Genomic DNA, 22,183 nt, shown 5'->3' with positions numbered 1-22,183 from the left:
CAATACAAGGATCGCTGCCTTCAAACGTGCTCTTGGTTGTTGTCGTCCCGTGGCGAGTGTCCGAAATACGCCTTGTAGGCGCGGCTGATGCTTGATGTGGATCAGCCACGGCAATGCGAACAGCATGGCCTGGAAGCTGCTGGCATCGAACCAGAACCGGCAGATCACGAGCGACGCAGGTCCCTGGGAAGCGGTGATGGTCAACGATGACGGATCGTGGGGCAGCAGCAGGGTGTCGCCCTGTTTTCTGCGAAAAGACAGCGTTCGGATCATCTGAACGGCAACCAGGCTGCCTGGACAGCGCCAGCGCCAGCGCCGGTCTCACGTCGACACCTGCGTCCAGTTCAACGTCGCCGATTCCCTCCACTTGACCTCGGTCAGCCCGTATTTTTCCGCCAGGGGCTTGGAAACGACCTTGAGTGGCGGCCGTCCGGGTTTCGGTATCGGCGCGATCCCCGCATCACAACTCGCCCAATGCCAGGCCTGGGCATTGCTCATGGTCTGCGCGCGGATGATGAAGGACTTCGTCTGTCCGTGAAGCTTGTATTCGATGATGTACAGTCCAGTCTTCATGAGGCCCCCTCCATATGCTCATAGATAAAGGAGTGGTGGCGTCAGAAAAAAATTCAAAGCATTTTCGGTCGTTGTTACTTATTGATTTCTGAAGGGAAGATTGCGGGTTTCAGGACGCGCTGGACGGTGTCCATGGCGCGAGAGTTCAATGGTAATGACCGGCGGACAGACCCTTCAGCCATGTGGAGCCTCGCGCCAATTCTCGATCCATTGATGAATATTGCAGGCTGTGAGTTCTGCTGACGTTGTCGTACAACGACGTTTTCCCTTCCATCGGCCACTCGCCCATGACATTACCCTGCTGATCTCGCCTGCATCCATCGTATTCCTTGAAAATCGAATGGACTGTGTCATGACGAACGGCCATCTTTCAGATTGACAGCCGGGTATCGGCCTCGATATAAAAGGCACAGTTGTACGACGACAGACGATAGCTCGGCTGTTGAACCCTAAAAATAAAAAAGAGTGTCGACCCCATCATGAATCCAACCTGCGTTCTCGCCTCCCCGAATGCCGCTCCCCATGGTTCGATCCTGACTGTTTGCCTTAACGCAGCCGGTCCCTCCCAAACAACCGTCCCACCCAACGCCTCATAGCAGTGCCCAGGTCCAACTCCAGCCACCGGGCATGGAGAGCGTGCACCTGCACTCTCACAAGGTTGTCGAGAGTTCATCACCCTAATCCAATAATAAAGTGATGCCATGAATCTGAACGAGCCCATCAATGCGCAACGTGTCGGCCAAGCCGTAGGCAAATACCGCTGGACGATCTGCGCGCTGTTGTTCTTTGCGACTACCGTCAACTACCTCGACCGCCAGGTGCTCAGCCTGCTGGCGCCGGGCCTGTCGACGGAATTTGGCTGGAGTAATACCGATTACGCCAACATTGCGTCGGTGTTCCAGTTTGTCTATGCGATTTCCATGCTGTTCGCCGGTCGTGTGGTCGACAAGATCGGCACCAAAACCGCGTTTGTAGTGGCCATCGGCATCTGGTCGACGGGCGCGATCATGCATGCGTTTGCAGTACCGATGGGCGAGGGGATCGCGGCGGTGTGCAGCGCATTCGGCCTGGCGGTCATTCCGGTTTCGATTGCCGGTTTCATGCTGTCCCGGGCAGTGCTGGCGATTGGCGAGGCGGGTAACTTCCCGATCGCGATCAAGGCCACCGCCGAATATTTCCCGAAAAAAGAACGCTCATTCGCCACCGGCATCTTCAACTCCGGTGCCAACGTCGGCGCGATCCTGGCGCCGATCTGCGTGCCGTTGATTGCTGGCCTGTGGGGCTGGGAAGCGGCGTTTATCGTCATCGGTATGCTGGGCTTCGTTTGGGTGGCGGTGTGGATCACGCTGTACCAGAAACCGGAGCAGCAAAAACGCCTGTCGGCGGCGGAACTGGCTTACATCCGCAGCGATGAACCGGTGCAAGTGATTGCCACACCGGGTGAAGTGGTCAAGAAAGTCTCTTGGTTCAAGTTGCTGACCTACCGTCAGACCTGGGCGTTTGCCTTTGGCAAGTTCATGACCGATGGCGTGTGGTGGTTCTTCCTGTTCTGGCTGCCGACCTACCTGTCAGCGCAATACGGCATGAAAGGCCCGGACATCGTGGTCCCGCTGGCCGTGCTGTACAGCATGACCATGGTCGGCAGCATCGGCGGCGGCTGGTTCCCGAGCTACTTCATGGCGCGCGGCGACAAGCCGTACGACGGTCGCATGAAAGCCATGCTGGTGATCGCGCTGTTCCCGCTGGTGGTGTTGCTGGCGCAGCCGTTCGGCTACATCAGTTTCTGGGTGCCGGTGTTGCTGATCGGTGTGGGCGCCTCGGCGCACCAGGCGTGGTCGTGCAACATCTTCACCACCGTGTCCGACATGTTTCCGCAAAAAACCGTGGCCTCGGTGGTGGGAATCGGCGGCATGGCCGGCGGTTTGGGCGGTGTGGTGATGACCAAGATCGGCGGCTGGGTGTTCGACTACTACAAATCGATCAACGACATTCACACCGGTTACATGATCATGTTCGCCATCTGCGCATTGGCTTACCTGGTGGCGTGGAGCGTGATGAAAGCGCTGGTGCCGCAGCATAAGGAAATCACCGACCTGTAAACGCAATCTCGCCACCACCTGTAGGAGCAAAGCTGTTGGGGTCCAGTTTTTTTGGACCACTCCGTAGGAGCTTTAGGCCGCCTGCTGCTCAAAAAGCGCAGGCGGCAGGTTATTCGATGCGGTGTGGCAGCGGCGATGGTTGTAGTGCGACACGAAGTCGATCACATCCTTTTCCGCCTCAAGGTGATTCTGATAGCCATTTTCTGGCATCCAGTCGTGCTTCAACGTTCTGAAATAACGCTCTACCACCGCGTTATCCCAACAGTTACCGCGACGACTCACGCTGTGGACGATTCGGCATTGCGCCAGACACGCTGAAAATCGCTCAGAGGTGTACTGACAGCCCTGGTCTGAATGAAACAACAGCTCAGGCATTGGGTGGCGCAGTGCTACTGCCAATTTCAGTGCTTTGATCGACAGGTCCGTGTCGGCGGTTCTTGAACAAGCCCACCCCACAATCCGGCGTGAAAACAAATCCATCACTACGGCTAGATATAACCAGCTATCCCTCACTTTGATGTAAGTGATATCGCCGGCCCAGAGCGTGTCTGGCTGGACCGGATTAAAGCGACGATCAAGTATGTTCGGTGCCGTGATACTTGGTTTGGTGGCGCGACGATAGTGGGCGTAACGCGGCCGGCGCCTGGTTAAATCAAGGGTCTTTATCAAGGAGCGCATGCGGTGACGTCCGATAGAAATACCTTCTTTCCTCAACTCCTTGGAAAGCCCTCGGGCCCCTAAAGCTTCGCGATGCTCGGTATGCACCGCACGAATCGTCATCTCCAAACCACTCTCGATAACACGAGGCGGCTTGGGTTTACGTTGCGCGTAATAGCTACTGCGGGCCAAGCCTAAGACCAGACACGTGCGTCTAATCGACCCTGCCCCTCTAGCGCCGTCAATCACTTGGTTCGACTGAACAGAACCTTCAGATGAGAGGGCAATTGCTTTTTTAATACCTGGTTCTCTGCTTCGACCAGTGCCAATTTTGCCTGTAACGACTCAATCAGCTCCTGGTCCTGCGGCCGAGAGGGTTGTGAAATCCCCGCATGCTCCCGACGCCAGAGCAGAACCCATCGGCGTAGAGCTGTGGGTCCAATTCCCGTTAGCTTGCAGGCTTCAGGTATGGAGCAATTCATCTCCACAACCAAGCGAATGGCTTCCGCTTTTGCCCCAGTATCAACGATCCGATATCCCATGATGCTTCCTTAGGTAGATGCTCCTACATCATGGTCCAAAAACATTGAGCCACAACAAGCTTGCTCGCGATGGCGTCAGGTCTGACACACCGCGTCATCGTTTTTCGCGGGCAAGCCTCGCTCCTACGGGGAAGGCGTCAGGTCTGATACACCGCGTCATCGTTCTTCGCGGGCAAGCCTTGCTCCTACGGGGAAGGCGTCAGGTCTGACACACCGCGTCATCGTTCATCGCGGGCAAGCCTTGCTCCTACGGGGAAGGCGTCAGGTCTGATACACCGCGTCATCGTTCTTCGCGGGCAAGCCTTGCTCCTACGGGGAAGGCGTCAGGCCTGGCATACCGCGTTATCGTTTTTCGCGGGCAAGCCTCGCTCCTACAGGTGCTTTTGACGGCCGAATCATGTCTCCGATTGATGCGCCGCCCAATGCTTCATTTCTTCGGCAATGAAGTGGTGCACCAAATCGCTGTACATCTTTTCAATGGCATCCGGGCTCAGGCCTTCGGCAGCGGCCCATTCCCGACGTATTTCCAGCATGGCTTTGAATCGCTCCGGGGCACGTACCGAGGTCGCGGATGTCTTGAACTTCGACGCCGCCAGCACATAGTTGAAACGCCTGCCCAACAACTTGATAACGGCCTGATCGAGGGCATCGATTTCGCGTCGGATGTCCACCATGTCTGCACACTCGGCGGGCTGCATCTGATTGATAACGTCCATGTCGCCAACTCCTTTTGTTGAACTGATCAGTCACATAATGACGAAGAGGGAAGGGCTTTTTATGCGGCTGGAGGTTAGCATGGCCTTTATCAACGCACCTGTTCGCTAATAACAACGAGTGACCCAGACCTTGATCGAACGACGCCAATTCAGCGGAGGCATGAAGGGGAAAAACCTTCGCTATCTGAATGAGCAACCCAGCGAGACCAGCCAATCGGTTCGCGCCGGTTTTTTGCTGCTCGAGCATTTCTCGCTACCCGCGTTTACCCAGGCGCTGGATACGATCATCACCGCGAATCTGCTGCGACCGAAGTTGTTCACTTCCCGCACATTCGGCTTGAACGAAGGCGAGGTCGTCAGCGATCTGGGCCTGGTTATTCGGCCCGATGCCCGGTTCGACGCTGCTGCGATTCAAGACCTGGACCTGCTGGTCATCTGCGGCGGCTACCGCACCGAACTCAAAGCCAACGATGAACTGATCCACTTGCTCAAAACCGCAGCCGACCATGACGTGATGCTGGCCGGATTGTGGAACGGTGCATGGTTCCTCGGCGCCGCAGGTTTGCTCGACGGTTATCGCTGCGCCATCCACCCGGAACATCGCCCGGCATTGGCGGAAATTGCCAAGGCCGCGCAGGTCACCAGCGAGCCCTTTGTGATTGATCGCGACCGGCTCACCGCGTCCAGTCCTTCCGGCGCCTTCCACATGGCGCTGGACTGGATCAAAGGCTTGTACGACAAAGCTCTTGTCGAGGGTATCGAAGACATTCTGGCGTTCGAAGAGTCGCGCTACCGGCGGATCAAACCGACGGAAAACATCTGCGTGAGCGCGCCGTTGCGTGAGGTGGTGAAGCTGATGGATGCCAACCTCGAAGAGCCGTTGGAGCTGGAGCAACTGGCGGTGTACGCCGGCCGTTCCCGCCGCCAACTGGAGCGGCTGTTCAAGGAACAACTGGGCACCACGCCGCAACGCTATTACATGGAACTGCGCATCACCGAAGCGCGCCGATTGCTCCAGCACACCGAACTGTCCCAGGTCGACGTGCTGGTGGCCTGCGGTTTTGTGTCGCCGAGTCATTTCAGCAAATGCTACAGCTCGTACTTTGGCTACAGGCCCTCCAAGGAAAAGCGGCTGGTCAAATAAACTACCGGAGACCCAGCAATGTCTGAGCGTGAAATCATCATTCCCGAGGCCATGCGCCCCATCGTCGAACGCGCGGGTTACGCCCCGGCGGTCAAGGTCGGCGACACGTTGTTCTGCGCCGGCCAAGTGGGGCGCACGCCTGACTTGCAAGTAATCGAGGATCCCGAGCAGCAGTTCATCAGCGCCTGGGAAAACCTCGCACAAGTGCTGGAGGCGGGCGGGTGCACGTTTGAGGATGTGGTGGACATGACCACTTACCACGTGGACATGTCCAGGCATATGGCGGTGTTTCGGGACGTGAAAAATCGGATGTTCCCCAAAGGACACTGCGCCTGGACGTGCATCGGCGTCAGCGAATTGGCCCATCCGGGGTTGTTGGTGGAGATCAAGTGCGTGGCGGTGCGGCGCAAATGAGCGAAGCATCGAGAGACTCATAGCCTGCTAAGGACGTCATGGCTTTAAGTTAGGAAAAGGGTACGGCGAACATAAAACCTGTGGCGAGGGAGCTCCCTCGCCACAATTCCAGTGTTGGTCTAAAGAACTACCGGTTAAACCGCTCAACCAGCGAATACTGGGTTTTAGCGGTCTGAGTCAGTTCCTTACTCAATTCAGCCGAATGCCTGGCCTGTTCCGACGTTTGATCCGCCAGCGTCGCGATGGTGGTGATGTTGCGGCTGATTTCCTCGGCCACCGCTGTTTGCTCTTCCGTCGCGGCGGCGATCTGGGTGGTCATGTCCGTGATGTTTGCCACGGCTTCACTGATACCGACCAGCGCCTTGTCGGCCTCCAGCACCCACGCCACGCCTTCTTCGGCCTGTCGGTGGCCGCTTTCCATGGTCTTCACCGCGTTGTTCGACGAAACCTGCAGCTTGGAAATCAGGCTATGGATCTGCGTCGTGGACTCTGTCGTGCGTTGTGCCAACTGACGCACTTCATCGGCGACGACGGCGAAGCCTCGACCCATGTCACCCGCACGTGCGGCTTCGATGGCGGCGTTCAACGCCAGCAGGTTGGTCTGGTCGGCGATGCCTTTGATCACGTCGACCACCGTGCCGATTTCATTGCTGTCCTTGGCCAGTTGCGCGACCGTCAGCCCGGTCTCACCGACCACCACCGAGAGGCGCTGAATGGCTTCGCGGGTATCTCGGGCCACATCGCGTCCACGCCCGGTCAGCACATTGGCTTCCTGGGTGGCGTCGGCGGTGCGTTGTACATGGCTGGCGACTTCTTGTGTGGTGGCGGCCATTTGATTGACCGCTGTCGACACCTGTTCGGTCTCGACGCGTTGGCGGTCCAGCCCACGAGCGCTGTCGGCGGCCAGGCCATCGGATCGGCCGGCGAGGCTGGTCAGTTGCTCAGCGGTATCTTGCAGCCGGGTGAGGCAGGTCTTGAGCCGCGATGCCTGGCTGACAAATGCCGTTTCGAGGCGTGCCTGAGGGCCGCGTTCATCGCTGTACATTTTGGCCAGCACCGCATCGGAGGTGGAGGCTTCAGCCATCGCCAGCAGATGCAACGCCCCACGATTTTGGCGACTCGACACCCAGAGCCCGAGCGGCACTGAAACCCCGACCGCGAGGATGATCGCCTCCGTCATGCCGAGGTACACGCCACCCAGCGCACCCACCAGGCCCATGGTCACCACCGGAAGCCAGGCGAATACGGCAGGCTGCCATTGATCACTGGCCGGGACGGCGGACTTGCCGAGGTTGATCCGTTTGTAGAGCGCTTCGGCGCGACGGATCTGTTCGGCGGTCGGCTTGACCCGGACCGACTCATAACCCACGACTTGGCTGCCTTCGAAAACCGGCGTGACGTAGGCGTTGACCCAGTAGTGGTCGCCGTTTTTCGAGCGATTCTTGACGATGCCCATCCACGGCTTGCCCTGCTTCAGCGCGCCCCACATATGGGCAAAGATCGCTGACGGTACATCGGGGTGACGCACAATGTTTTGCGGGGCGCCGATCAGGTCTGTCTTGTTGAAACCGCTGATCTCGACGAAGGCGTCATTGCAGTACGTGATGACGCCTCGTGCATCCGTGGTGGAGATGAGTTTTTGTTGAGGTCCAAGGGCAACCTCGCGCTGCGTAACCGGTTGATTGTTTCTCATCTGTATTGCTCCAATGCCCTAAGTTAGAGGCATCGGCTGCAATCAGTGAAAGGTTAGCGAGTATTCTGAAAAGGACCTGCTGCGCGTCGGAAAGCCGGATTATGCGGTATAGAAAGCCAGCTTGCCTCGCACAGGTCGCCAAGCATTTTCCGCGATGGTGATAGTGGCACCTGCAATCCCGGGCGAGCCGACCGCAGGCTTCGGTTGCGTAGCGGTCGTTCGCTTTTCTTTGCAACAACTGGAAGTGGTCTTAAGTTACTGAATCCGTCGGTTGGGTTTTTTCAGCGGTATCCAGCAAAAAAGTTTCGCGAGCGGCGCTACCAACATATTTCGTCAAAGCATAATTGGCGCTCCCCCCAATAATAATGCCAACCCCGAACGGGATAGCTTTGGCGACGGCCTTTTGGGTAAAGGTGATGCCTATTTTTTTGAAAAACTCTTTGATTGCAACGAGTGTTGCGCCAGCGAGGTATTGGTTCACCATGCGCACACCGGCCTTACTGGCGATCTTTGTGGCACCGGCTGAGCCCATTTGCTCAAGAGAACCGTACAAGGCGATGATGTAAGACATGTGCTTCGCATCTTCATTGGACATCCCGTCATTGATGGCAATGCCCAGGCACATCGTCATGTCGATTTGCAGTTTCATGCAGACTGAAACGTCCACCAACCCGCCTCCAATCATGCTGACCGCTGTTCCTATGCCTGGAATGGCACCGGGAATTGCGGTGGCAGCGCCGGACGTCGCGGCCAGTTTGGAATATCGGCTGATGATCTTATCGGTTACAAGTTTCTGGATTTTTTCGTCTGTGGCTTCAGGCAACGATTTGCGTGCCTGGGCTCTATATTGTTCCACCACTACGCGAGCATCCTGAGGCGTGATAGCAATTGCCTCGACCATCTTCATCAGCGATGAGCCGGTGTCTTCTTTCTCTGCCGTCATGTAAAACTTCCTTCCCTAGTGAAAGCGCAGTATATCCGCAACTTAAAGGTTCGCCTCGACACGGGAACACTCCATGGGCTGTCCGGGGCTGGTCTTGATTGTCGCGGGAAGCACCCAAGCGTAAAAAACCCGCACAGGGCGGGCTTTTATTGAGGTCGTCCGGGCTATCGGTCAGACCACTCGATTCGCTGATTGAGTGGATTAACCAGCCTTGGCGGGAGACGGCGTCGATGGAGGCATTGCCTCAGGTTGAGGATCTGCTGCTATCGGCGCGACGCCTTTTTTTCCAAGCGGCTCTATCGTCAAGTAGCAAGTGTAGGTCTGCACCTTCTCCTCCAGATTCCACACGCATGGCTCATTATTTTGCCCTACAACCTTGTAACCAGCTGCCTCGAAACCGTGGCCGATTTTAGGGTCATGCGGACCGGCGTCCCAAGGCTTGAAGACGCTTACGCCTATGACCGTCAGCACAATCCCGCTGATCGCGATGAGTATCTGTGCGCGCTGGCTCGTGAGCACTAACCCAAAACAGATCAGCATCAGGCTTCCGGCGGCGAAGGAGTAAGCCAGTGCTATTTCCCAGCCAAACTTATAATTCAGAAATACGGCAAAACATACGGCCGATAGCGTAACGACGTACAGCGCACTTTTAACCCATGGGGTAACCGCGTTAACGAACTTGTCCTCTTTGGAAACAAGCAACGTTGGCGATTCGGATGCGCCAGGTGCTGGCGTGGGTTGCTCAGGGAGTGCTGATTCTGCGGGCGGTTCAGGTGGCATCTGCTGAGCGTGCTGATCTGCTTGCGCGGGCGTTGCAATCGGAACTGCCACGGCGTCACCTGCATTCTGCAGAGGGGGGGTGTTGTCGTTCATGATGATCCTTATCAGGGGAAGGAGCCCAGTAGATCCGGGTCCACGGCCGATGATACCGCACTCCAAACGCGGGCCTCATTACGCCAGGAAAAAGTGAAGCTCCATTTTCTGAAAAAAAATGAAGGCAGATCAATCAAACGTCCGTCGTACCCATGTATTGCGTGAAGTTGTTGATGTGGTCGTCGAGATTATCCTCGAGCATCATTCGGTATTGCTCACAGAAGTAGCTCAACATCGCCTCGCGAGCCTGAGCCATCTCAGCGCCGGATTTGAAGCCGCGAGCGCTCACCCAGGCATTGAATCGGGTCGTGCCGAACATCATCGATGCACTGACCTTGCCAAGGTTTTCGAAGGCCTTGAGCTGCTCGTTTGATAAGTGGATATGTGCGTCGGCACGGTCATAGAACGAATCGTCAGTAGTTTCTGGCATTGCTTGATACCTTTTGATCATTTTTAGAGAAAAGGGGGGCGGCCCCTTCGATGAATCTGACTAGCGCCAATCACTCAACGCCGACGCATCCAAGGCACGCCACGCGTCAGCCTCCGCCAGTTGATCTTCCGTCAGCCAGAGTCCCGCGTACGGGCACAGGGCTTCGGCGGGGAGTGCCAGCAGATCGCTCAACTTCATCACGTTGATCGAGCCTCGGTCTTTGTCATCCTCGGCTTCCCAGTCGCGCTGGAATAGCCGCACCTTCAAGACCTCCGCTTTAAAACTTTCAAACTGTGGACGGTTGTGCAACCGCTGTGTCGATTGCCTCAGGGTTCGCGCCTGGACATCCAGCAGCAGAACCTGCCATGCCAGTCGACCGTCGTGGTCGTCGTCGGCGTCGGTGTGCAGGCGAGTCAGGGCCAGATAACGGGCGTCTTCGGACCAGATCATCGAGGGCGCGAGATGGCTGATGGCGCAACCGGAGGCCGTCAGCAAATGTCCGCCCAGGCGTGGGCTCTGGACGCGCAGCCAACTGTCGGCGTATTCGGTTTCACAGCCGAACACCCAGGCGGCATCCTTGTCCGTCGGTGCGGGCTGGATGAAGTTGCCATCGGCGGTGGCAGACTGTGGCTGTTTGACCAGACGCCAGTCGGGGAGCGCGGTCAGGCCTTGCGGGGTGACATTCAGCTCGCACCACTCATAGTAAAGTCGCGAGTCCGGTCGAGGCTCACAGAAGGCTGCGCTATCGTCCGCTGCGGGGGCTGCTTGGTCAAAGCGCTGCAACGGGGTGCCTTGCCGATCCTGATCGAGGCGACCGCGAATCACCGCCACGCTGAGTGTCGGTCCACGGAAGTCCAACACCCGGGCGACCATCAGCGCGGGGCTGTTCAGCAACCGGCGTTCCTGGGCGTCGGCCACCACCACATGACCGGCAGTGGCGGGTGGCTGGGTGAACGGGATCAAGGCGATGTAGCGTCCGGTGTCGCACACCCGATGATCGAGTTGCCAAACCCCCGGCAAATCCCAGTCGCCAATCCGACAGCCATAGCCGCCGAGGCCCAGGCCGTTGTCTTGCTGCCAACTGAATTGAGCGCGGGTTTTACCGCTCAAGGGCGCGGACTCGACCTTCGTCGCGCCACACTGTCCATCACCGGTCAGCGGCACGGCCAATTGCACGCGCGTCAGCTGCCGCTCCGCGACTTGCATCCGGCCGTTCGGCGCGTGGCCCACCTGCGTCTCACAGTCGCTGTGAATGCTGTACAAGCCGTAACCATAACGACCGTGATCAGGCTGCGGGTAGTCGAAGTAGGACGACAACCGCAGGCAGTGGTCGTCCAGTTCCAGCGGTTCGCTCCAGCCCAGGGAGGGTTCGTTGTCAGCGGGTATCCACGGGCAGGGCAGTGCTTGCCAGCCTCGGTCCACGTGCCAGAGCCAGTAATCGAGGGCTTGCTCGGCACCCATCCGTGCCCGGCACGCGAACGAGCGACTATCGGGATGCCAGATGATGGCGGTGTCGGCCGTGATCAGCAGCGACGTGAGCTCGCCGTTGAGGCTCACGCGGTATTGCGGGTACCTCAGCGGGTCGCAGGGTTGCGGCAAGTCGCGCAGGCTGGCGGGCACGGCCGCACTCGCGTCCAGGCGTTGCTGGCCATCGGGGGACGTATAGTGGAGCGTTTCGCGCGCCAGGTTGTGTTGCCAGGTTCCCGGTTCTAGCCAGAGGTCGGCCACCGGCACCAGGCTGATCCGCTCAGCCGTGGCCAGCAGTTGCTCCAGGCTGATCGCCCGCCCGCCGTTGTCGACCAAAGGGCTGTAACGCCCAGTCAGGGTGCCGTCGTTAAAGGCATCCAGTTCCCAGAATTCATCGCAGGCACATTGGTAGAGCACACGCTCCTGCCGATCCAGAATCACCAAACCCCAGGCCTGGCGCGAGGGCAAAGGCGCGGCGAAGTAACGCCCGTCGTTGGAAAAACGCGCCGACGACCCAAGACTCTGGAGCAGCACGCCATCGGGAAACAGGTAATCGCACAGGACGGGGCCGCCCATGGCGATTTCGCTGTAGTTGAACACGCGGATGGGTTCGCCCTCGGGCGTCTGTTGGGGCTCGCCGCCGCCCCAGGCACTGGCGCCACCGGAAGACTGGCCCGACGCCAGGGGGGTCGACCTGGCCTTCGCCTTTGTCGGCTCGGCAAAGCCCAAACGTCGCTCCAGATGACTGACACAGGCCAGCCCGGCAAACATCACCACGGCGGCCCCCGCGATGTCCCAGTACGCCGGCAACGCCCGGCCCAGGTTAAAGCCCAGGCCGATGGCGGCGGAGGTCATGAACCGGGCAAGCCCTCGGCCGGCGCGTAGCCAACCCGCCCACGACGCCAGCCACATCAGGGCCGCACACGCCAGCACGACACCGAGGGCCCACAGCAACGGGATGACTGTCACGAGGAAAATCGGGATCAGCAGCACAGCGAGTTGCCACAGCAGATCGAGCAATAATCGCGGCAGGCTTTTTTCGTCAGCAGATTGTTCGCAAGAGTGGGGCACCATTACCTCGATAACAGATGGGCGATTTCAAAGGGCTACTGGGTGTCGTTAGGACGATGGAACGCGCAGATAGAATGTAAAAGTGCCCAGCACTAAAGTGATTTATCACGGTCCATAAACCCCCACGACCGTCAGTGGTCATACTGCGCATCGGTATTTTGATCAAGGAAAGTGAACGCATGCTCGCCGCACGATAATCCGCCACCGCCGCCACCTGGTTCCGTCAACGGAACTCGCCTTGTGTTTGCCCCTCAATCCCATTCGAAGAATTAAAGCATGCACCTACGCAAAATTGCAGTTGGGCTGTCGGCCCTTGTTTTGCTCTCCACCGGCGCCGAAGCGCGCAGTCTGCTGGATCTGCTCAAGCCGCAAACCCAGCATCAAACGTCGCACTCGGGCTCGATCAACCAGAACGCGGCCCTGGACCTCTATTCGAACAAACAGAAACAGCCTTCGTTTGACGGCTGCGCAGACCTGTTCCCGGCCGCGAAACCGATCAGCACCGCCACCGTGCCTGCCACCATGAAACCGATGACCCTGTGTTCCGACAACTTCGCGGTGCTGTACTCGCAAACCAGCCGCACGCCGCTGTTAGTGGTCGAACGCCTGAATGCCGCCCAGTTACGGGACGCCAAAGGCGAGGAACGCACCAATCAGTTTTACCCGGACCCACGCATTCCCAAGAGTGGGCGCGCCGAGTTGAGCGACTACCGCAGCCAGCATCCGGCTGTGGACCGTGGGCATCAATCTCCGGCCGCCGATGCACCGAGTCCGAATGCCATGGCCCAGTCCTTCGCGTTGTCGAACATGGTGCCACAGGACCCCACCAACAACCGGAAGATCTGGAGCAAGGTCGAGGCGGATGTGCGCAAGTTTGCCAAGCGCGCCGATGGCAATGTGTTCGTCTTCACCGGCCCGCTGTTTGACGACGGCCACGGCACCATCGGCGCCAACAAGGTCTGGGTACCGACGCGCCTGTTCAAGCTGGTATACGACACCTCGTCCCAGCGGGCCTGGGCCTACGTGCTGCCCAACGCTGAAACCCGCATCCAGAAACCGATGGACTACGACACCTTCGTGAAAAGCACCGGGCTCAAATTGCTCGGGAATCTACCGGTGAGCGGTTCCGTCGGGCGCTCTTGATCGCCTGATGCACTACGCCCCGAGCAGCTCGGTGATCCACCGGGCCTGCCGGGCGATCTCTTGCAGTTTTTCCTCGGGCACGGCCTGCCGCGCCCGGGTGAAGTTGTCCAGGGTCTTATGCTTCTCTCGCAGTATGCGCTGCCACTTGGCCAGGAACGCCGGGCTGCGCGCCTGCATTTGCAGCGGTCCGAAGTACAGCTGCTCGTCGCTGTACATCACCGGCCCGGCGCGCTCGGCGACGATGATTTCGTAGTAGAAGCGGTTCTCCCGCAGCAACTCCTCGCAGAAGATGCGGTAGCCGTTGTCCATCAGCCATTGGCGCAGCGGCTGCTCGCCGCCATTGGGTTGCAGGATCAGGCGCTCCTGGCCGTTCAGGCGCGCCTTGCCGTGGTCGAGGATGTCGCGGATCGTCTCGCCGCCCATGCCGCAGATGCTGACCGCCGTGATCCCGTCTTCCGGCTCGATCGCCGCCAGGCCACTGGCCAGGCGCACGCTGATCTGTTGTTCCAGGCCGCTCTCGCGCACCGTGCGTTCGGCCGAGCGGAACGGCGTCAATGCCACCTCGCCGGCCACCGCCGCCACGATGGCGCCACGGCGCATCAACGCCACTGGCAGGTAGCCGTGATCCGAGCCGATGTCGGCCAGGCGCGCACCGGCGGGCACATGTGCCGCCACGCGCTCCAGGCGCATGGACAATGTCTGTTCGTTCAACTGCAACCCCTTTTCACCACGAACGCCCGGCACCATTGGCCGGATCGGGGCGCGACTCTGGCGAGCAACGCCGTGCATGTCAAATCCCAGCGACCGCTACTTGGGCTTGAGGCCGTGCCTTGGTTGTCACTAAAGCGATAAAGCTATTGAAAAAAACGGCCATAAGCTTTAAACGGGAAGATCACTGGCGCAGTGCTAGCAAACAATAATTAAGTATCGCCAGTTTCTGGCTCAGGGAACGCTGATGAGTTTTCGCCCATTGACTGACTTCCCAGCGCAATCGAACGATTGCGGCGTTATCGCATCCCAACTGAAAGGGAATCTGGAAACAGTCGGCATGGCTTACGCTGGCAACAGGGACACCATCGAACACTTGCTGGACTCGGCGCGCAACTGGGCCCACACCACCGCGTGGGTGGTCTATCGCGCCGGTGAACAACTGCATCTGGTCGGGCAGGGCGATCCGCAGGTGCAATGGCCGTCCAGCGTGGCCAATGACGAGTTCGAAGCCTTTTGCCGGAGTCGGCAGTTGCACCGCTGGCCGACCGGTCGCGGCGAAAGTGAGCTCGGTTGGCTACTCGCACCCATCAGCGATGCCGCGCAACCAGCGCTCGCCGAGTTTGCCCTGCGCCTGGGCATTCAGGTGCAGACCGACACCCTGGCCCGTGCGCAGATTACCCAACGCGTGCTGTATGAAATCACCTACCTGGCCAGTTCGACCCGCGACCGCGCCGTGTTCCTGGTGGGGGTTCACCAGTTGCTGGCCAGCCTGATCGACGCCGAGAACTTCTATCTCGCGCTGTATGACCCGCACACCGGCAAGATGGAATACCCGTACTACGTCGACATCATCGATGTCGAAGCCCTGGAATCCGAGAACTACGAATACCTCGACCCTGCGCACTTGTCGCTGACCGCCCAGGTGTTGACCTCGGGGCAGCCGTTGCTGATCGACGCCGCCGGCATTCACGCGGCGGCGGCCGAGGGGCGCTTCTACTGCGTGGGTGATTGTCCGGAGTTCTGGATGGGCGCGCCGTTGAAAAACGCTTCGGATGACGTGTTTGGCATGCTGGCGATGCAGGTCTACGACGTGTCCCGGATCTACAGCGCTGAAGACCGCGCGCTGTTCCTGGTGGTGGCCCGCCACGTGGCCATGGCGCTGGACCGGATCCTGCACCGCGCCGACCTGGAAGAAACGGTAATGCGGCGTACCCTGGAGCTCTCGGAGCTCAACGACGCCTTGCGCCAGGAAGTGGCCGACCGCGAGCGCGCCGAACATCTGCAGAGCGCGCTGTTCCAGATCGCCGAACTGTCGAGCCAGCCCGGCGACATGGCCGAGCTGTTCCAAACCTTGCATGGCATCGTCGGTGATTTGCTGTTTGCGCAGAACTTCTACATCGCGCTGTTCGACGACGGCACCAGTGAAGTGACCTTCCCGTATTACGTCGATGAGCGCCAGACGGTTCGCCCGGAAGCTCGGCGCGGGAGTCGGGGCTTGACCGAGTACGTTATCCGTCAGCGCCGGGCATGTCTGATTGACGTCGACGAAGCCGAACGATTGACCGCAGAAGGCGAAATCGAAGTCGCCGATGTGTATTACCAAGCCTATTCCTGGCTGGGCATTCCGCTGTTCGATGGCGATGTGGTGCGCGGTGTGCTGGCAGTACAAAGCTACACCTCGAACGTGCGCTATACCTTGCGGGACCAGGAACTGCTGACGTTCGTCTCGCGGCACATCGACACTGCGTTGTCGCGCCGCACCGCCGCCGAGGCGATCCATGCCGCCAACCTCAAGCTCGAAGCCCGGGTACAGAACCGCACCCGTGAACTCGATCACGCCAATGCCAAGCTGCAACACGAAAACTCCCACGATGCGCTGACCGGGCTGCCGAATCGCACCTACTTGCAACAGCGCCTCAACCTGGCCTGGTCGCAATTCGGCAGCGACGGCGGGCATCTGGCGGTGATGTTCATCGACCTCGACCGTTTCAAAATGGTCAACGACAGCCTCGGCCACCATTTTGGCGACCTGCTGCTGATGCAGGCCGCCCAGCGTCTGCGCGGTTGCCTGCGCGACACCGACATGCTCGCGCGCCTGGGGGGCGATGAGTTTTCCGTGCTCGCACCCGAAGCGCCGCTGGAGGTGGTGGTCGACATCGCCGAACGGATCCTGGTGGCGTTCGACCTGCCGTTTGTGATCAACGGCCATCAGGTGTTTTCGTCCTGCAGCATCGGCATCGTCAGCGCCGACAGTCAGTTCCATCACGAACCCGCCGATCTGCTGCGCGATGCCGATGCGGCGATGTATCGGGTCAAAAGTGCCGGGCGCGACAGCTACGCGGTGTTCAACCAGGAAGTGCGCCGGGAAGTCTCGGACCAGGTCGAACGCGAAGGCGCGCTGCGCAATGCGCTCAAACGCACCGACGAACTGCTGCCGTATTTCCAGCCGATTGTCAGCGTCGACACCGGCGAACTGGTGGCCCTCGAAGCGCTGATCCGCTGGCATCAACCGGGTGGCCGAGTGATTGCGCCGGGCGAGTTTCTGCCGGATGTCGAGGGCTTGCGCCTGATCGGTCGCCTGGACCTGTACATGCTCACCAGCGTCGCTCTGATCCTCGCCCAACCCCAACATGCGAATTGGCCGCCAGTGCACGTCAACTGCTCCAGCTACAGCATGACCCGCCCGGACTTCGCCAGTGACGTGCTGGCCCTGTTGGCGCGGCACGGGGTCGCGCCGTCGCGGATCTGCCTGGAACTGACCGAAGGCGCGCTGGTGGCCGAGCCGGCGATTGCCCGCCTGACCATGCAGCAACTGGCCGACAACGGCATGTCCGTGGTGCTCGACGACTTCGGCGCCGGATTTTCATCCCTGAGCTACGTGCACCAATACCGCTTCAGCGGCTTGAAGATCGACAAGTCGTTCATCCTCGAACTGACCGCCAGCCCCCGCAGCCGCGCAATCGTGCGGGCGATCGTGCGCATGGCCGAATCGCTGGACTTGAGCGTGGTGGCGGAAGGGGTCGAGGATCAAGCGACCCTGGACCTGCTGCGCGAGATGGGCGCGGGGCAGGCCCAGGGTTATTACTTTGCCAAGCCAATGGGGTTGGCGGCGTTGTTGGCGAGTGAGCTGATCGGTCGTCAGGGCTGACGACCGATCACTTAGTCAGTCGATGCGCGGATGCTGTTGCACCAGATTCTTGCGCTTGGCCTCCAGCGCGGCGATCTCGGCGTCGATGTCTTCGATTTTCTGCTCGATATTGTCTTCGTGCTCCTGCAGCAGTTCCTTCGCTTCCGCAAGATCCGACGCCGCCGGGGCCGCGCCGCGCAAGGGCATGTTGGCGGTTTCTTTCATGGTGAAACCGGTCACCAGGCCCACGATGGCGATCACCATCAGGTAGTACGCCGGCATGTACAGGTTGTTGGTGCTCTCCACCAGCCAGGCCACCAAAGTCGGGGTCAGGCCCGCGATCAGCACCGACACGTTGAACGCACTGGCCAGGGCGCTGTAGCGGATGTGCGTGGGGAACATCGCCGGCAGGGTCGAGGCCATCACGCCGATGAAGAAGTTGAGCACCACGGCAATGATCAACAGCCCCGAGAAAATCAGCCCCAGCTTGCCGCTGTTGATCAGCATGAAGGCCGGAATAGCGAGGCAGAACAGCGCGATGCTGCCGAAGAGGATGAAGGGGCGGCGGCCAATCTTGTCGCTCAAGAAGCCGATCAGGGGCTGCACGAACAACATGCCGACCATGATCGCGATGATGATCAGCACCCCATGGTTTTCGCTGTAGTGCAGGTTGTGCGCGAGGTAGCTCGGCATGTAGGTGAGCAGCATGTAGTAAGTGACGTTGGTCACGGCCACCACGCCGATGCAGGTCATCAGGCTGCGCCAGTGCTTGGTCGCGACTTCTCTGAACGACACTTTCGGGCCGCGCGCCAGGCCTTCGCGGTCGCCCTGTTCGAGTTTTTCCACGTGTTGCTGGAAGGCCGGGGTCTCTTCGAGTGCGTTACGCAAGTAGAGGCCGATCATGCCCAGGGGCAGGGCGAGGAAGAACGGCAGGCGCCAGCCCCACGATTCGAACTGCTGCTCGCCGATCACGGCGGAAATCAACACCACCAGGCCGGCACCCAGGACAAACCCGGCGATGGAGCCGAAGTCCAGCCAACTGCCGAGGAAGCCGCGTTTGCGGTCCGGGGCATACTCGGCGACGAAGATCGAGGCGCCGGTGTATTCGCCGCCCACCGAGAAACCTTGGGCCATCTTCGCCAGCAACAGCAGGATCGGCGCCCAGATACCAATCGTGTCATAGGACGGAATCAGCCCGATGGCGAAGGTGCTCAAGGACATGATGACGATGGTGGCGGCCAGGACTTTCTGCCGGCCATATTTGTCGCCCAAGGCGCCGAAGAACAGGCCACCCAAAGGACGGATCAGGAACGGTACCGAGAAGGTCGCCAGTGCGGCGATCATCTGCACGCTGGGCGAGGCGCCGGGGAAGAACACCTTGCCCAGCACATAGGCGACGAAGCCGTAAACGCCGAAGTCGAACCATTCCATGGCATTGCCCAGTGCGGCGGCGGTAATCGCTTTGCGCATCTTGGCGTCGTCGACAATGATGATGTCGTCCAGTCCGATCGGATTGACGGTTTTCTTGCTTGATTTCATACGAATGACTCTGTCCCTGATGGCTGTCGATGCCACTGTTCTAATGGCACGTGCTCTTGGTTCAGATACATCAGGACACGAAATAATTCACCACTCGCCGCATTTTTGTTAAATCACCGCCGGGCTGGGGTAGTGGAGGCGTTCGCCGCCCAGGGAATCGCGCTGCATGGAGTGCAGGTTTTTCTCGATGGTTTCGCACAAGGCTTCCATCTGGATCTGGTGCTCGCTGTCACGGAACGGGCTTTGCAGATCGGTGCCAATGCGTTCGATGGCCAGCAGCATGAAGCCCACCACCGTCGAGGCCAGCGGGGTGTACCAGCCCAGGGACTCGACCAGCCCCACCGGCACAATCAGGCAGAACAGCGAAATAAACAGCCGTGGAAAATACACGTAAGGGTAGGGCAGCGGCGTATTCGCAATCCGCTCCATGCCGCCCTGGCTGTTGGACAGATCGACCAGGGTCGTCTCCAGCCGCGACAGGCGAATGCTGTCCAGATGCCCGGCCTTGTATTCCTGGGCCAACAGCGCCGCGGAACCGTTGAGGATATCGTTGGCGAAGTTATTGGTAGAACCGCTGCGCGCGAACTCCCCGGCGGGAATAAACGCCTGTAATTCGGGCGGGCATGGCTGGCCCCGCAGATGCGCCGCCAGGCAATTCACGTACGCCACGTGACGGCGCAGCAGGGTTGATTTCATCGGGTTGACTTCGTTATCCGGGTCATCCACCAGCGTCAGGACTTGCCGCGCAAAGCTGCGGGAGTTATTGACCATTGCCCCCCACAACGTGCGCGCCTCCCACCAGCGATTGTAGGCACTGCTGTTGCGAAAACTGATCAGCACCACCAACGCCGAGCCGAGCAATGTCAGCGGCATCAGCGGCAGGGTGATCTTGTTTTCCAGAAACAGCATGAAGTCCACGGTGACGGCAATATCCCAGAGCAGTAACCAGAACAGGGCCCAGCCCACATAGCCCATGGTCTTGATGATCAGGCGGTATTTTTTGATGACGGCGGCTTTCAAGCGGCGACCTCGCGGCGAGTGGGGGGCATTAATGCTCTAACTCGGACGGTGGTTGTCGGGTAAAGGTTCGGTAGGGGGGCGATCAATGGTCATGAGAGGTGTAATCTTGCCCGCTCGCATACCCCGACAAGAAAAATAATCAGGAGTCATTGATGCAACCGATCCGTCTCGGTCTGGTGGGCTACGGCAAGATTGCCCAGGATCAACACGTCCCCGCTATCCACGCCAACCCCGCGTTCCAGTTGGTGTCCGTCGCCACCCAAGGGCAGCCCTGCGCCGGGGTCGAAAACTTCAAGTCCCTGGGCGAGTTGCTGGAAAACGGCCCGCCCGTCGATGCAATTGCGTTTTGCACACCGCCACAAGGCCGCTTCGCTCTGGTGCAACAAGCACTGGCCGCGGGCAAACACGTGCTGGTCGAAAAACCGCCGTGCGCCACCTTGGGCGAGGCGATGGCGTTGGTGGATCAGGTCGCGGAGCAGGGCGTCAGCGGCTTGTTCGCCTGGCATTCCCGCTACGCCCCCGGCATCCAGGCCGCCCGTGACTGGCTGGCTAGCCGCACCTTGCAAAGCGTGCAGATCGACTGGAAGGAAGACGTGCGCAAATGGCACCCCGGCCAGGCCTGGATCTGGCAACCCGGCGGCCTGGGCGTGTTCGATCCCGGCATCAACGCCTTGTCGATCGCCACCCACCTGCTGGCGCTGCCGCTGTTTGTCGAATCGGCCGAACTGCGCGTCCCCAGCAACTGCCAGTCGCCGATTGCCGCGTCGATCAAAATGTCCGACGCGCGCCACCTCGACGTGCACGCCGAGTTCGATTTCGACCACGGTCACGACGAACTCTGGAGCATCGAAATTCGCTGCACCGAAGGCGTCCTGCGCCTGGACAACGGCGGCGCCTTGCTGAGCATTGACGGCGTGCGCCAGGCGGTCTCGGAGGAGGGCGAATACGCGGCCGTGTATCGGCATTTTCAGCAGTTGATTGGCGATAAGGCCAGTGATCTGGATCTTCAGCCGTTGCGGCTGGTGGCGGATAGTTTTTTTGTGGGGAGTCGGGCGTTGGTTGAGGCGTTTTACGACTAGCGGAGGTGGTATTTTCAGGGATGACTCAGTGATGAAGTGTATGCAACGGATCAAGGCGTACTTTGGGTGGAATTCGCATCGGGAGGCCGGCGCTTCAGAGGCGCAAGATGACAATCAAGCAGCGTCCCGCCTGGAACGGAATCTGGCGTGGATGCCGACATTCGAAGCGCCGAAGCCCCTTGATCTTCCGCCTCCCGCCTGTCCTTCATTAGGGCCGTCTACCGGCGAGTTGGTCAGTCGCTATCGGGCCTACATTGCGCAAGTGGAGACGCTCGATGCGCCCGTGGCCAACGCCGCGTTGCGCGAGGCCGGACAGCGTTTGGCCAGGGACCTGCTGGGAAAAGCGATTGACCTCAGCAGCTCCAAAGCCCAAGAGCTTTCGCCGGACATTTACTGGCTGATGCAAAGCGCGGCGCTCGCTTCGCTGTTCGCTGACGGTGCGCAGTCAGAGGCGTTCGTGGCCTATCGAAACCACGTTCACTCCTACAAGGATGCCGCTCTGATGACGGCTCAAGTCGGGGCGTTCGACCTGTACGTCACCTCGCGTAGCCCCGCACAGCCAGTGGACGAAAGCGAAATTCAATCCAGCTCACCGGACGGTCACTATTGTGTTCGGGTGACGCCTTGGGAGGCACGCAATTCGCTGTGGGTCTATTCGCCGCGCATCATCGATACCCGGCAGGGCCTCTGCATTTTTCAATTCTCGGACGCTTGTTGGTCAGCGGATCAATCCACTTGGCTCACCCCGACGACCGTAGAACTCACACTACGTAAATTCCCTGGAGACCGGATGGGGCAGGGCGTACGCGTCGTGGTCGATTGTGATGGGCGCGTTGCGCGTTGGGGGGGCGGAAAAACAGTTGGGTTATCGGATTTGGAAAGTGCGCTTGAAGCCTTACTGAACGAGGCTTGAATAAAGGGACAGATCTATTTTTTTCGGAA

The 22,183-nt window shown here is 59.6% G+C and carries 20 protein-coding genes and 1 pseudogene; 8 read left to right on the top strand and 13 right to left on the bottom strand.

Annotated features, from left to right (window positions below; translation table 11 throughout):
* The first annotated feature begins 124 nt into the window (after positions 1 to 124).
* Complete coding sequence (locus ACY4LX_RS21495; protein ID WP_463257773.1) at positions 125 to 277, top strand: hypothetical protein; 153 nt, start codon at positions 125 to 127, stop codon at positions 275 to 277.
* A gap of 44 nt (positions 278 to 321) precedes the next feature.
* Here ACY4LX_RS21495 and ACY4LX_RS21490 read toward each other — a convergent pair whose 3' ends face one another.
* The gene (locus tag ACY4LX_RS21490; RefSeq protein WP_463257772.1) at positions 322 to 573 is read right to left on the bottom strand and encodes a DUF6555 family protein; all 252 of its coding nucleotides are present in this window, start codon (positions 571 to 573) and stop codon (positions 322 to 324) included.
* 701 nt (positions 574 to 1,274) lie between these two features.
* On the opposite strand from ACY4LX_RS21490, the gene ACY4LX_RS21485 reads away from it, so the two are divergent.
* Positions 1,275 to 2,672: an MFS transporter gene (locus ACY4LX_RS21485; RefSeq protein ID WP_149659770.1), complete on the top strand. Its 1,398-nt coding sequence runs from the start codon at positions 1,275 to 1,277 to the stop codon at positions 2,670 to 2,672.
* 72 nt (positions 2,673 to 2,744) lie between these two features.
* On the opposite strand, the gene ACY4LX_RS21480 is transcribed toward ACY4LX_RS21485, so the two are convergent.
* The 3 genes from ACY4LX_RS21480 to ACY4LX_RS21470 form a co-directional block, all read right to left on the bottom strand.
* Positions 2,745 to 3,578, bottom strand: coding sequence for an IS3 family transposase (locus tag ACY4LX_RS21480; protein ID WP_463257481.1), 834 nt, complete (start codon positions 3,576 to 3,578; stop codon positions 2,745 to 2,747).
* The gene (locus tag ACY4LX_RS21475) at positions 3,575 to 3,871 is read right to left on the bottom strand and encodes a transposase (RefSeq protein ID WP_463257480.1); all 297 of its coding nucleotides are present in this window, start codon (positions 3,869 to 3,871) and stop codon (positions 3,575 to 3,577) included. The genes ACY4LX_RS21480 and ACY4LX_RS21475 overlap by 4 nt, the downstream gene beginning before the upstream one ends.
* 395 nt (positions 3,872 to 4,266) lie before the next feature.
* Positions 4,267 to 4,587, bottom strand: coding sequence for an isochorismate lyase (locus tag ACY4LX_RS21470; RefSeq protein WP_463257771.1), 321 nt, complete (start codon positions 4,585 to 4,587; stop codon positions 4,267 to 4,269).
* Positions 4,588 to 4,717: 130 nt separating this feature from the next.
* On the opposite strand from ACY4LX_RS21470, the gene ACY4LX_RS21465 reads away from it, so the two are divergent.
* Together ACY4LX_RS21465 and ACY4LX_RS21460 are read left to right on the top strand one after the other, a co-directional pair.
* On the top strand, positions 4,718 to 5,731 hold the full coding sequence (locus tag ACY4LX_RS21465) for a GlxA family transcriptional regulator (RefSeq protein WP_178129154.1): 1,014 nt from the start codon (positions 4,718 to 4,720) through the stop codon (positions 5,729 to 5,731).
* 18 nt (positions 5,732 to 5,749) lie between these two features.
* Positions 5,750 to 6,145 (top strand): RidA family protein, encoded by a 396-nt coding sequence (locus ACY4LX_RS21460; protein WP_149659767.1) that lies wholly within the window; start codon positions 5,750 to 5,752, stop codon positions 6,143 to 6,145.
* A gap of 127 nt (positions 6,146 to 6,272) precedes the next feature.
* Here the strand turns inward: ACY4LX_RS21460 and ACY4LX_RS21455 are convergent, their stop codons facing one another.
* The 6 genes and pseudogenes from ACY4LX_RS21455 to ACY4LX_RS21430 form a co-directional block, all read right to left on the bottom strand.
* Positions 6,273 to 7,364: a methyl-accepting chemotaxis protein gene (locus ACY4LX_RS21455; protein WP_463260627.1), complete on the bottom strand. Its 1,092-nt coding sequence runs from the start codon at positions 7,362 to 7,364 to the stop codon at positions 6,273 to 6,275.
* A 201-nt stretch (positions 7,365 to 7,565) separates the two neighbouring features.
* Positions 7,566 to 7,838: pseudogene (locus tag ACY4LX_RS21450) on the bottom strand (PAS domain-containing protein); the annotation flags it as partial.
* Positions 7,839 to 8,088: 250 nt separating this feature from the next.
* The gene (locus tag ACY4LX_RS21445; protein WP_463257770.1) at positions 8,089 to 8,781 is read right to left on the bottom strand and encodes an EcsC family protein; all 693 of its coding nucleotides are present in this window, start codon (positions 8,779 to 8,781) and stop codon (positions 8,089 to 8,091) included.
* A 201-nt stretch (positions 8,782 to 8,982) separates the two neighbouring features.
* Positions 8,983 to 9,654, bottom strand: coding sequence for a hypothetical protein (locus ACY4LX_RS21440; RefSeq protein WP_463257769.1), 672 nt, complete (start codon positions 9,652 to 9,654; stop codon positions 8,983 to 8,985).
* A 133-nt stretch (positions 9,655 to 9,787) separates the two neighbouring features.
* Positions 9,788 to 10,084, bottom strand: coding sequence for a DUF3144 domain-containing protein (locus tag ACY4LX_RS21435; protein ID WP_463257768.1), 297 nt, complete (start codon positions 10,082 to 10,084; stop codon positions 9,788 to 9,790).
* Positions 10,085 to 10,144: 60 nt separating this feature from the next.
* The gene (locus ACY4LX_RS21430) at positions 10,145 to 12,625 is read right to left on the bottom strand and encodes a hypothetical protein (RefSeq protein ID WP_463257767.1); all 2,481 of its coding nucleotides are present in this window, start codon (positions 12,623 to 12,625) and stop codon (positions 10,145 to 10,147) included.
* 273 nt (positions 12,626 to 12,898) lie between these two features.
* Here ACY4LX_RS21430 and ACY4LX_RS21425 point away from each other — a divergent pair, with 273 nt between their 5' ends.
* The gene (locus tag ACY4LX_RS21425) at positions 12,899 to 13,765 is read left to right on the top strand and encodes a DNA/RNA non-specific endonuclease (protein ID WP_463257766.1); all 867 of its coding nucleotides are present in this window, start codon (positions 12,899 to 12,901) and stop codon (positions 13,763 to 13,765) included.
* A gap of 12 nt (positions 13,766 to 13,777) precedes the next feature.
* Here the strand turns inward: ACY4LX_RS21425 and ACY4LX_RS21420 are convergent, their stop codons facing one another.
* Positions 13,778 to 14,476, bottom strand: coding sequence for a tRNA (adenine(22)-N(1))-methyltransferase (locus ACY4LX_RS21420; RefSeq protein ID WP_463260626.1), 699 nt, complete (start codon positions 14,474 to 14,476; stop codon positions 13,778 to 13,780).
* Positions 14,477 to 14,720: 244 nt separating this feature from the next.
* Between ACY4LX_RS21420 and ACY4LX_RS21415 the strand changes: the two genes are divergently transcribed.
* Positions 14,721 to 17,624, top strand: a complete 2,904-nt coding sequence (locus tag ACY4LX_RS21415) for a sensor domain-containing phosphodiesterase (protein WP_463257765.1) — start codon at positions 14,721 to 14,723, stop codon at positions 17,622 to 17,624.
* Positions 17,625 to 17,639: 15 nt separating this feature from the next.
* On the opposite strand, the gene proP is transcribed toward ACY4LX_RS21415, so the two are convergent.
* Together proP and ACY4LX_RS21405 are read right to left on the bottom strand one after the other, a co-directional pair.
* Positions 17,640 to 19,142 carry a glycine betaine/L-proline transporter ProP gene (gene proP, locus ACY4LX_RS21410; protein WP_463257764.1) on the bottom strand — a complete coding sequence of 501 codons (1,503 nt, stop codon included), beginning with the start codon at positions 19,140 to 19,142 and terminating at the stop codon, positions 17,640 to 17,642.
* Between the two features lie 108 nt (positions 19,143 to 19,250).
* A complete protein-coding gene (locus ACY4LX_RS21405) occupies positions 19,251 to 20,162 on the bottom strand; it encodes a bestrophin family protein (protein ID WP_463257763.1) in 912 nt (303 codons plus the stop codon).
* A 152-nt stretch (positions 20,163 to 20,314) separates the two neighbouring features.
* Here ACY4LX_RS21405 and ACY4LX_RS21400 point away from each other — a divergent pair, with 152 nt between their 5' ends.
* Together ACY4LX_RS21400 and ACY4LX_RS21395 are read left to right on the top strand one after the other, a co-directional pair.
* Positions 20,315 to 21,241: a Gfo/Idh/MocA family protein gene (locus ACY4LX_RS21400; RefSeq protein WP_463257762.1), complete on the top strand. Its 927-nt coding sequence runs from the start codon at positions 20,315 to 20,317 to the stop codon at positions 21,239 to 21,241.
* A 40-nt stretch (positions 21,242 to 21,281) separates the two neighbouring features.
* Entirely contained in the window at positions 21,282 to 22,154 is an 873-nt protein-coding gene (locus tag ACY4LX_RS21395; protein ID WP_463257761.1) for a hypothetical protein, read from the top strand.
* Positions 22,155 to 22,183: the final 29 nt, after the last annotated feature.

The sequence above is a fragment of the Pseudomonas sp. Emmai genome, assembly GCF_055179735.1.
Note: the sequence above shows the minus strand (reverse complement) of the source record. Positions and strands in the feature narration are given on the sequence as shown.

What these genes read in the sequence shown, in the direction of transcription:
- ACY4LX_RS21495 (WP_463257773.1), top strand. Translation starts at nt 125, where the DNA reads ATGGCCTGGAAGCTGCTGGCATCGAACCAGAACCGGCAGATCACGAGC.
- ACY4LX_RS21490 (WP_463257772.1), bottom strand. Translation starts at nt 573, where the DNA reads ATGAAGACTGGACTGTACATCATCGAATACAAGCTTCACGGACAGACG.
- ACY4LX_RS21485 (WP_149659770.1), top strand. Translation starts at nt 1,275, where the DNA reads ATGAATCTGAACGAGCCCATCAATGCGCAACGTGTCGGCCAAGCCGTA.
- ACY4LX_RS21475 (WP_463257480.1), bottom strand. Translation starts at nt 3,871, where the DNA reads ATGGGATATCGGATCGTTGATACTGGGGCAAAAGCGGAAGCCATTCGC.
- ACY4LX_RS21470 (WP_463257771.1), bottom strand. Translation starts at nt 4,587, where the DNA reads ATGGACGTTATCAATCAGATGCAGCCCGCCGAGTGTGCAGACATGGTG.
- ACY4LX_RS21460 (WP_149659767.1), top strand. Translation starts at nt 5,750, where the DNA reads ATGTCTGAGCGTGAAATCATCATTCCCGAGGCCATGCGCCCCATCGTC.
- ACY4LX_RS21455 (WP_463260627.1), bottom strand. Translation starts at nt 7,364, where the DNA reads ATGGGCCTGGTGGGTGCGCTGGGTGGCGTGTACCTCGGCATGACGGAG.
- ACY4LX_RS21445 (WP_463257770.1), bottom strand. Translation starts at nt 8,781, where the DNA reads ATGACGGCAGAGAAAGAAGACACCGGCTCATCGCTGATGAAGATGGTC.
- ACY4LX_RS21440 (WP_463257769.1), bottom strand. Translation starts at nt 9,654, where the DNA reads ATGAACGACAACACCCCCCCTCTGCAGAATGCAGGTGACGCCGTGGCA.
- ACY4LX_RS21435 (WP_463257768.1), bottom strand. Translation starts at nt 10,084, where the DNA reads ATGCCAGAAACTACTGACGATTCGTTCTATGACCGTGCCGACGCACAT.
- ACY4LX_RS21430 (WP_463257767.1), bottom strand. Translation starts at nt 12,625, where the DNA reads ATGGTGCCCCACTCTTGCGAACAATCTGCTGACGAAAAAAGCCTGCCG.
- ACY4LX_RS21425 (WP_463257766.1), top strand. Translation starts at nt 12,899, where the DNA reads ATGCACCTACGCAAAATTGCAGTTGGGCTGTCGGCCCTTGTTTTGCTC.
- ACY4LX_RS21415 (WP_463257765.1), top strand. Translation starts at nt 14,721, where the DNA reads ATGAGTTTTCGCCCATTGACTGACTTCCCAGCGCAATCGAACGATTGC.
- proP (WP_463257764.1), bottom strand. Translation starts at nt 19,142, where the DNA reads ATGAAATCAAGCAAGAAAACCGTCAATCCGATCGGACTGGACGACATC.
- ACY4LX_RS21400 (WP_463257762.1), top strand. Translation starts at nt 20,315, where the DNA reads ATGCAACCGATCCGTCTCGGTCTGGTGGGCTACGGCAAGATTGCCCAG.
- ACY4LX_RS21395 (WP_463257761.1), top strand. Translation starts at nt 21,282, where the DNA reads ATGCAACGGATCAAGGCGTACTTTGGGTGGAATTCGCATCGGGAGGCC.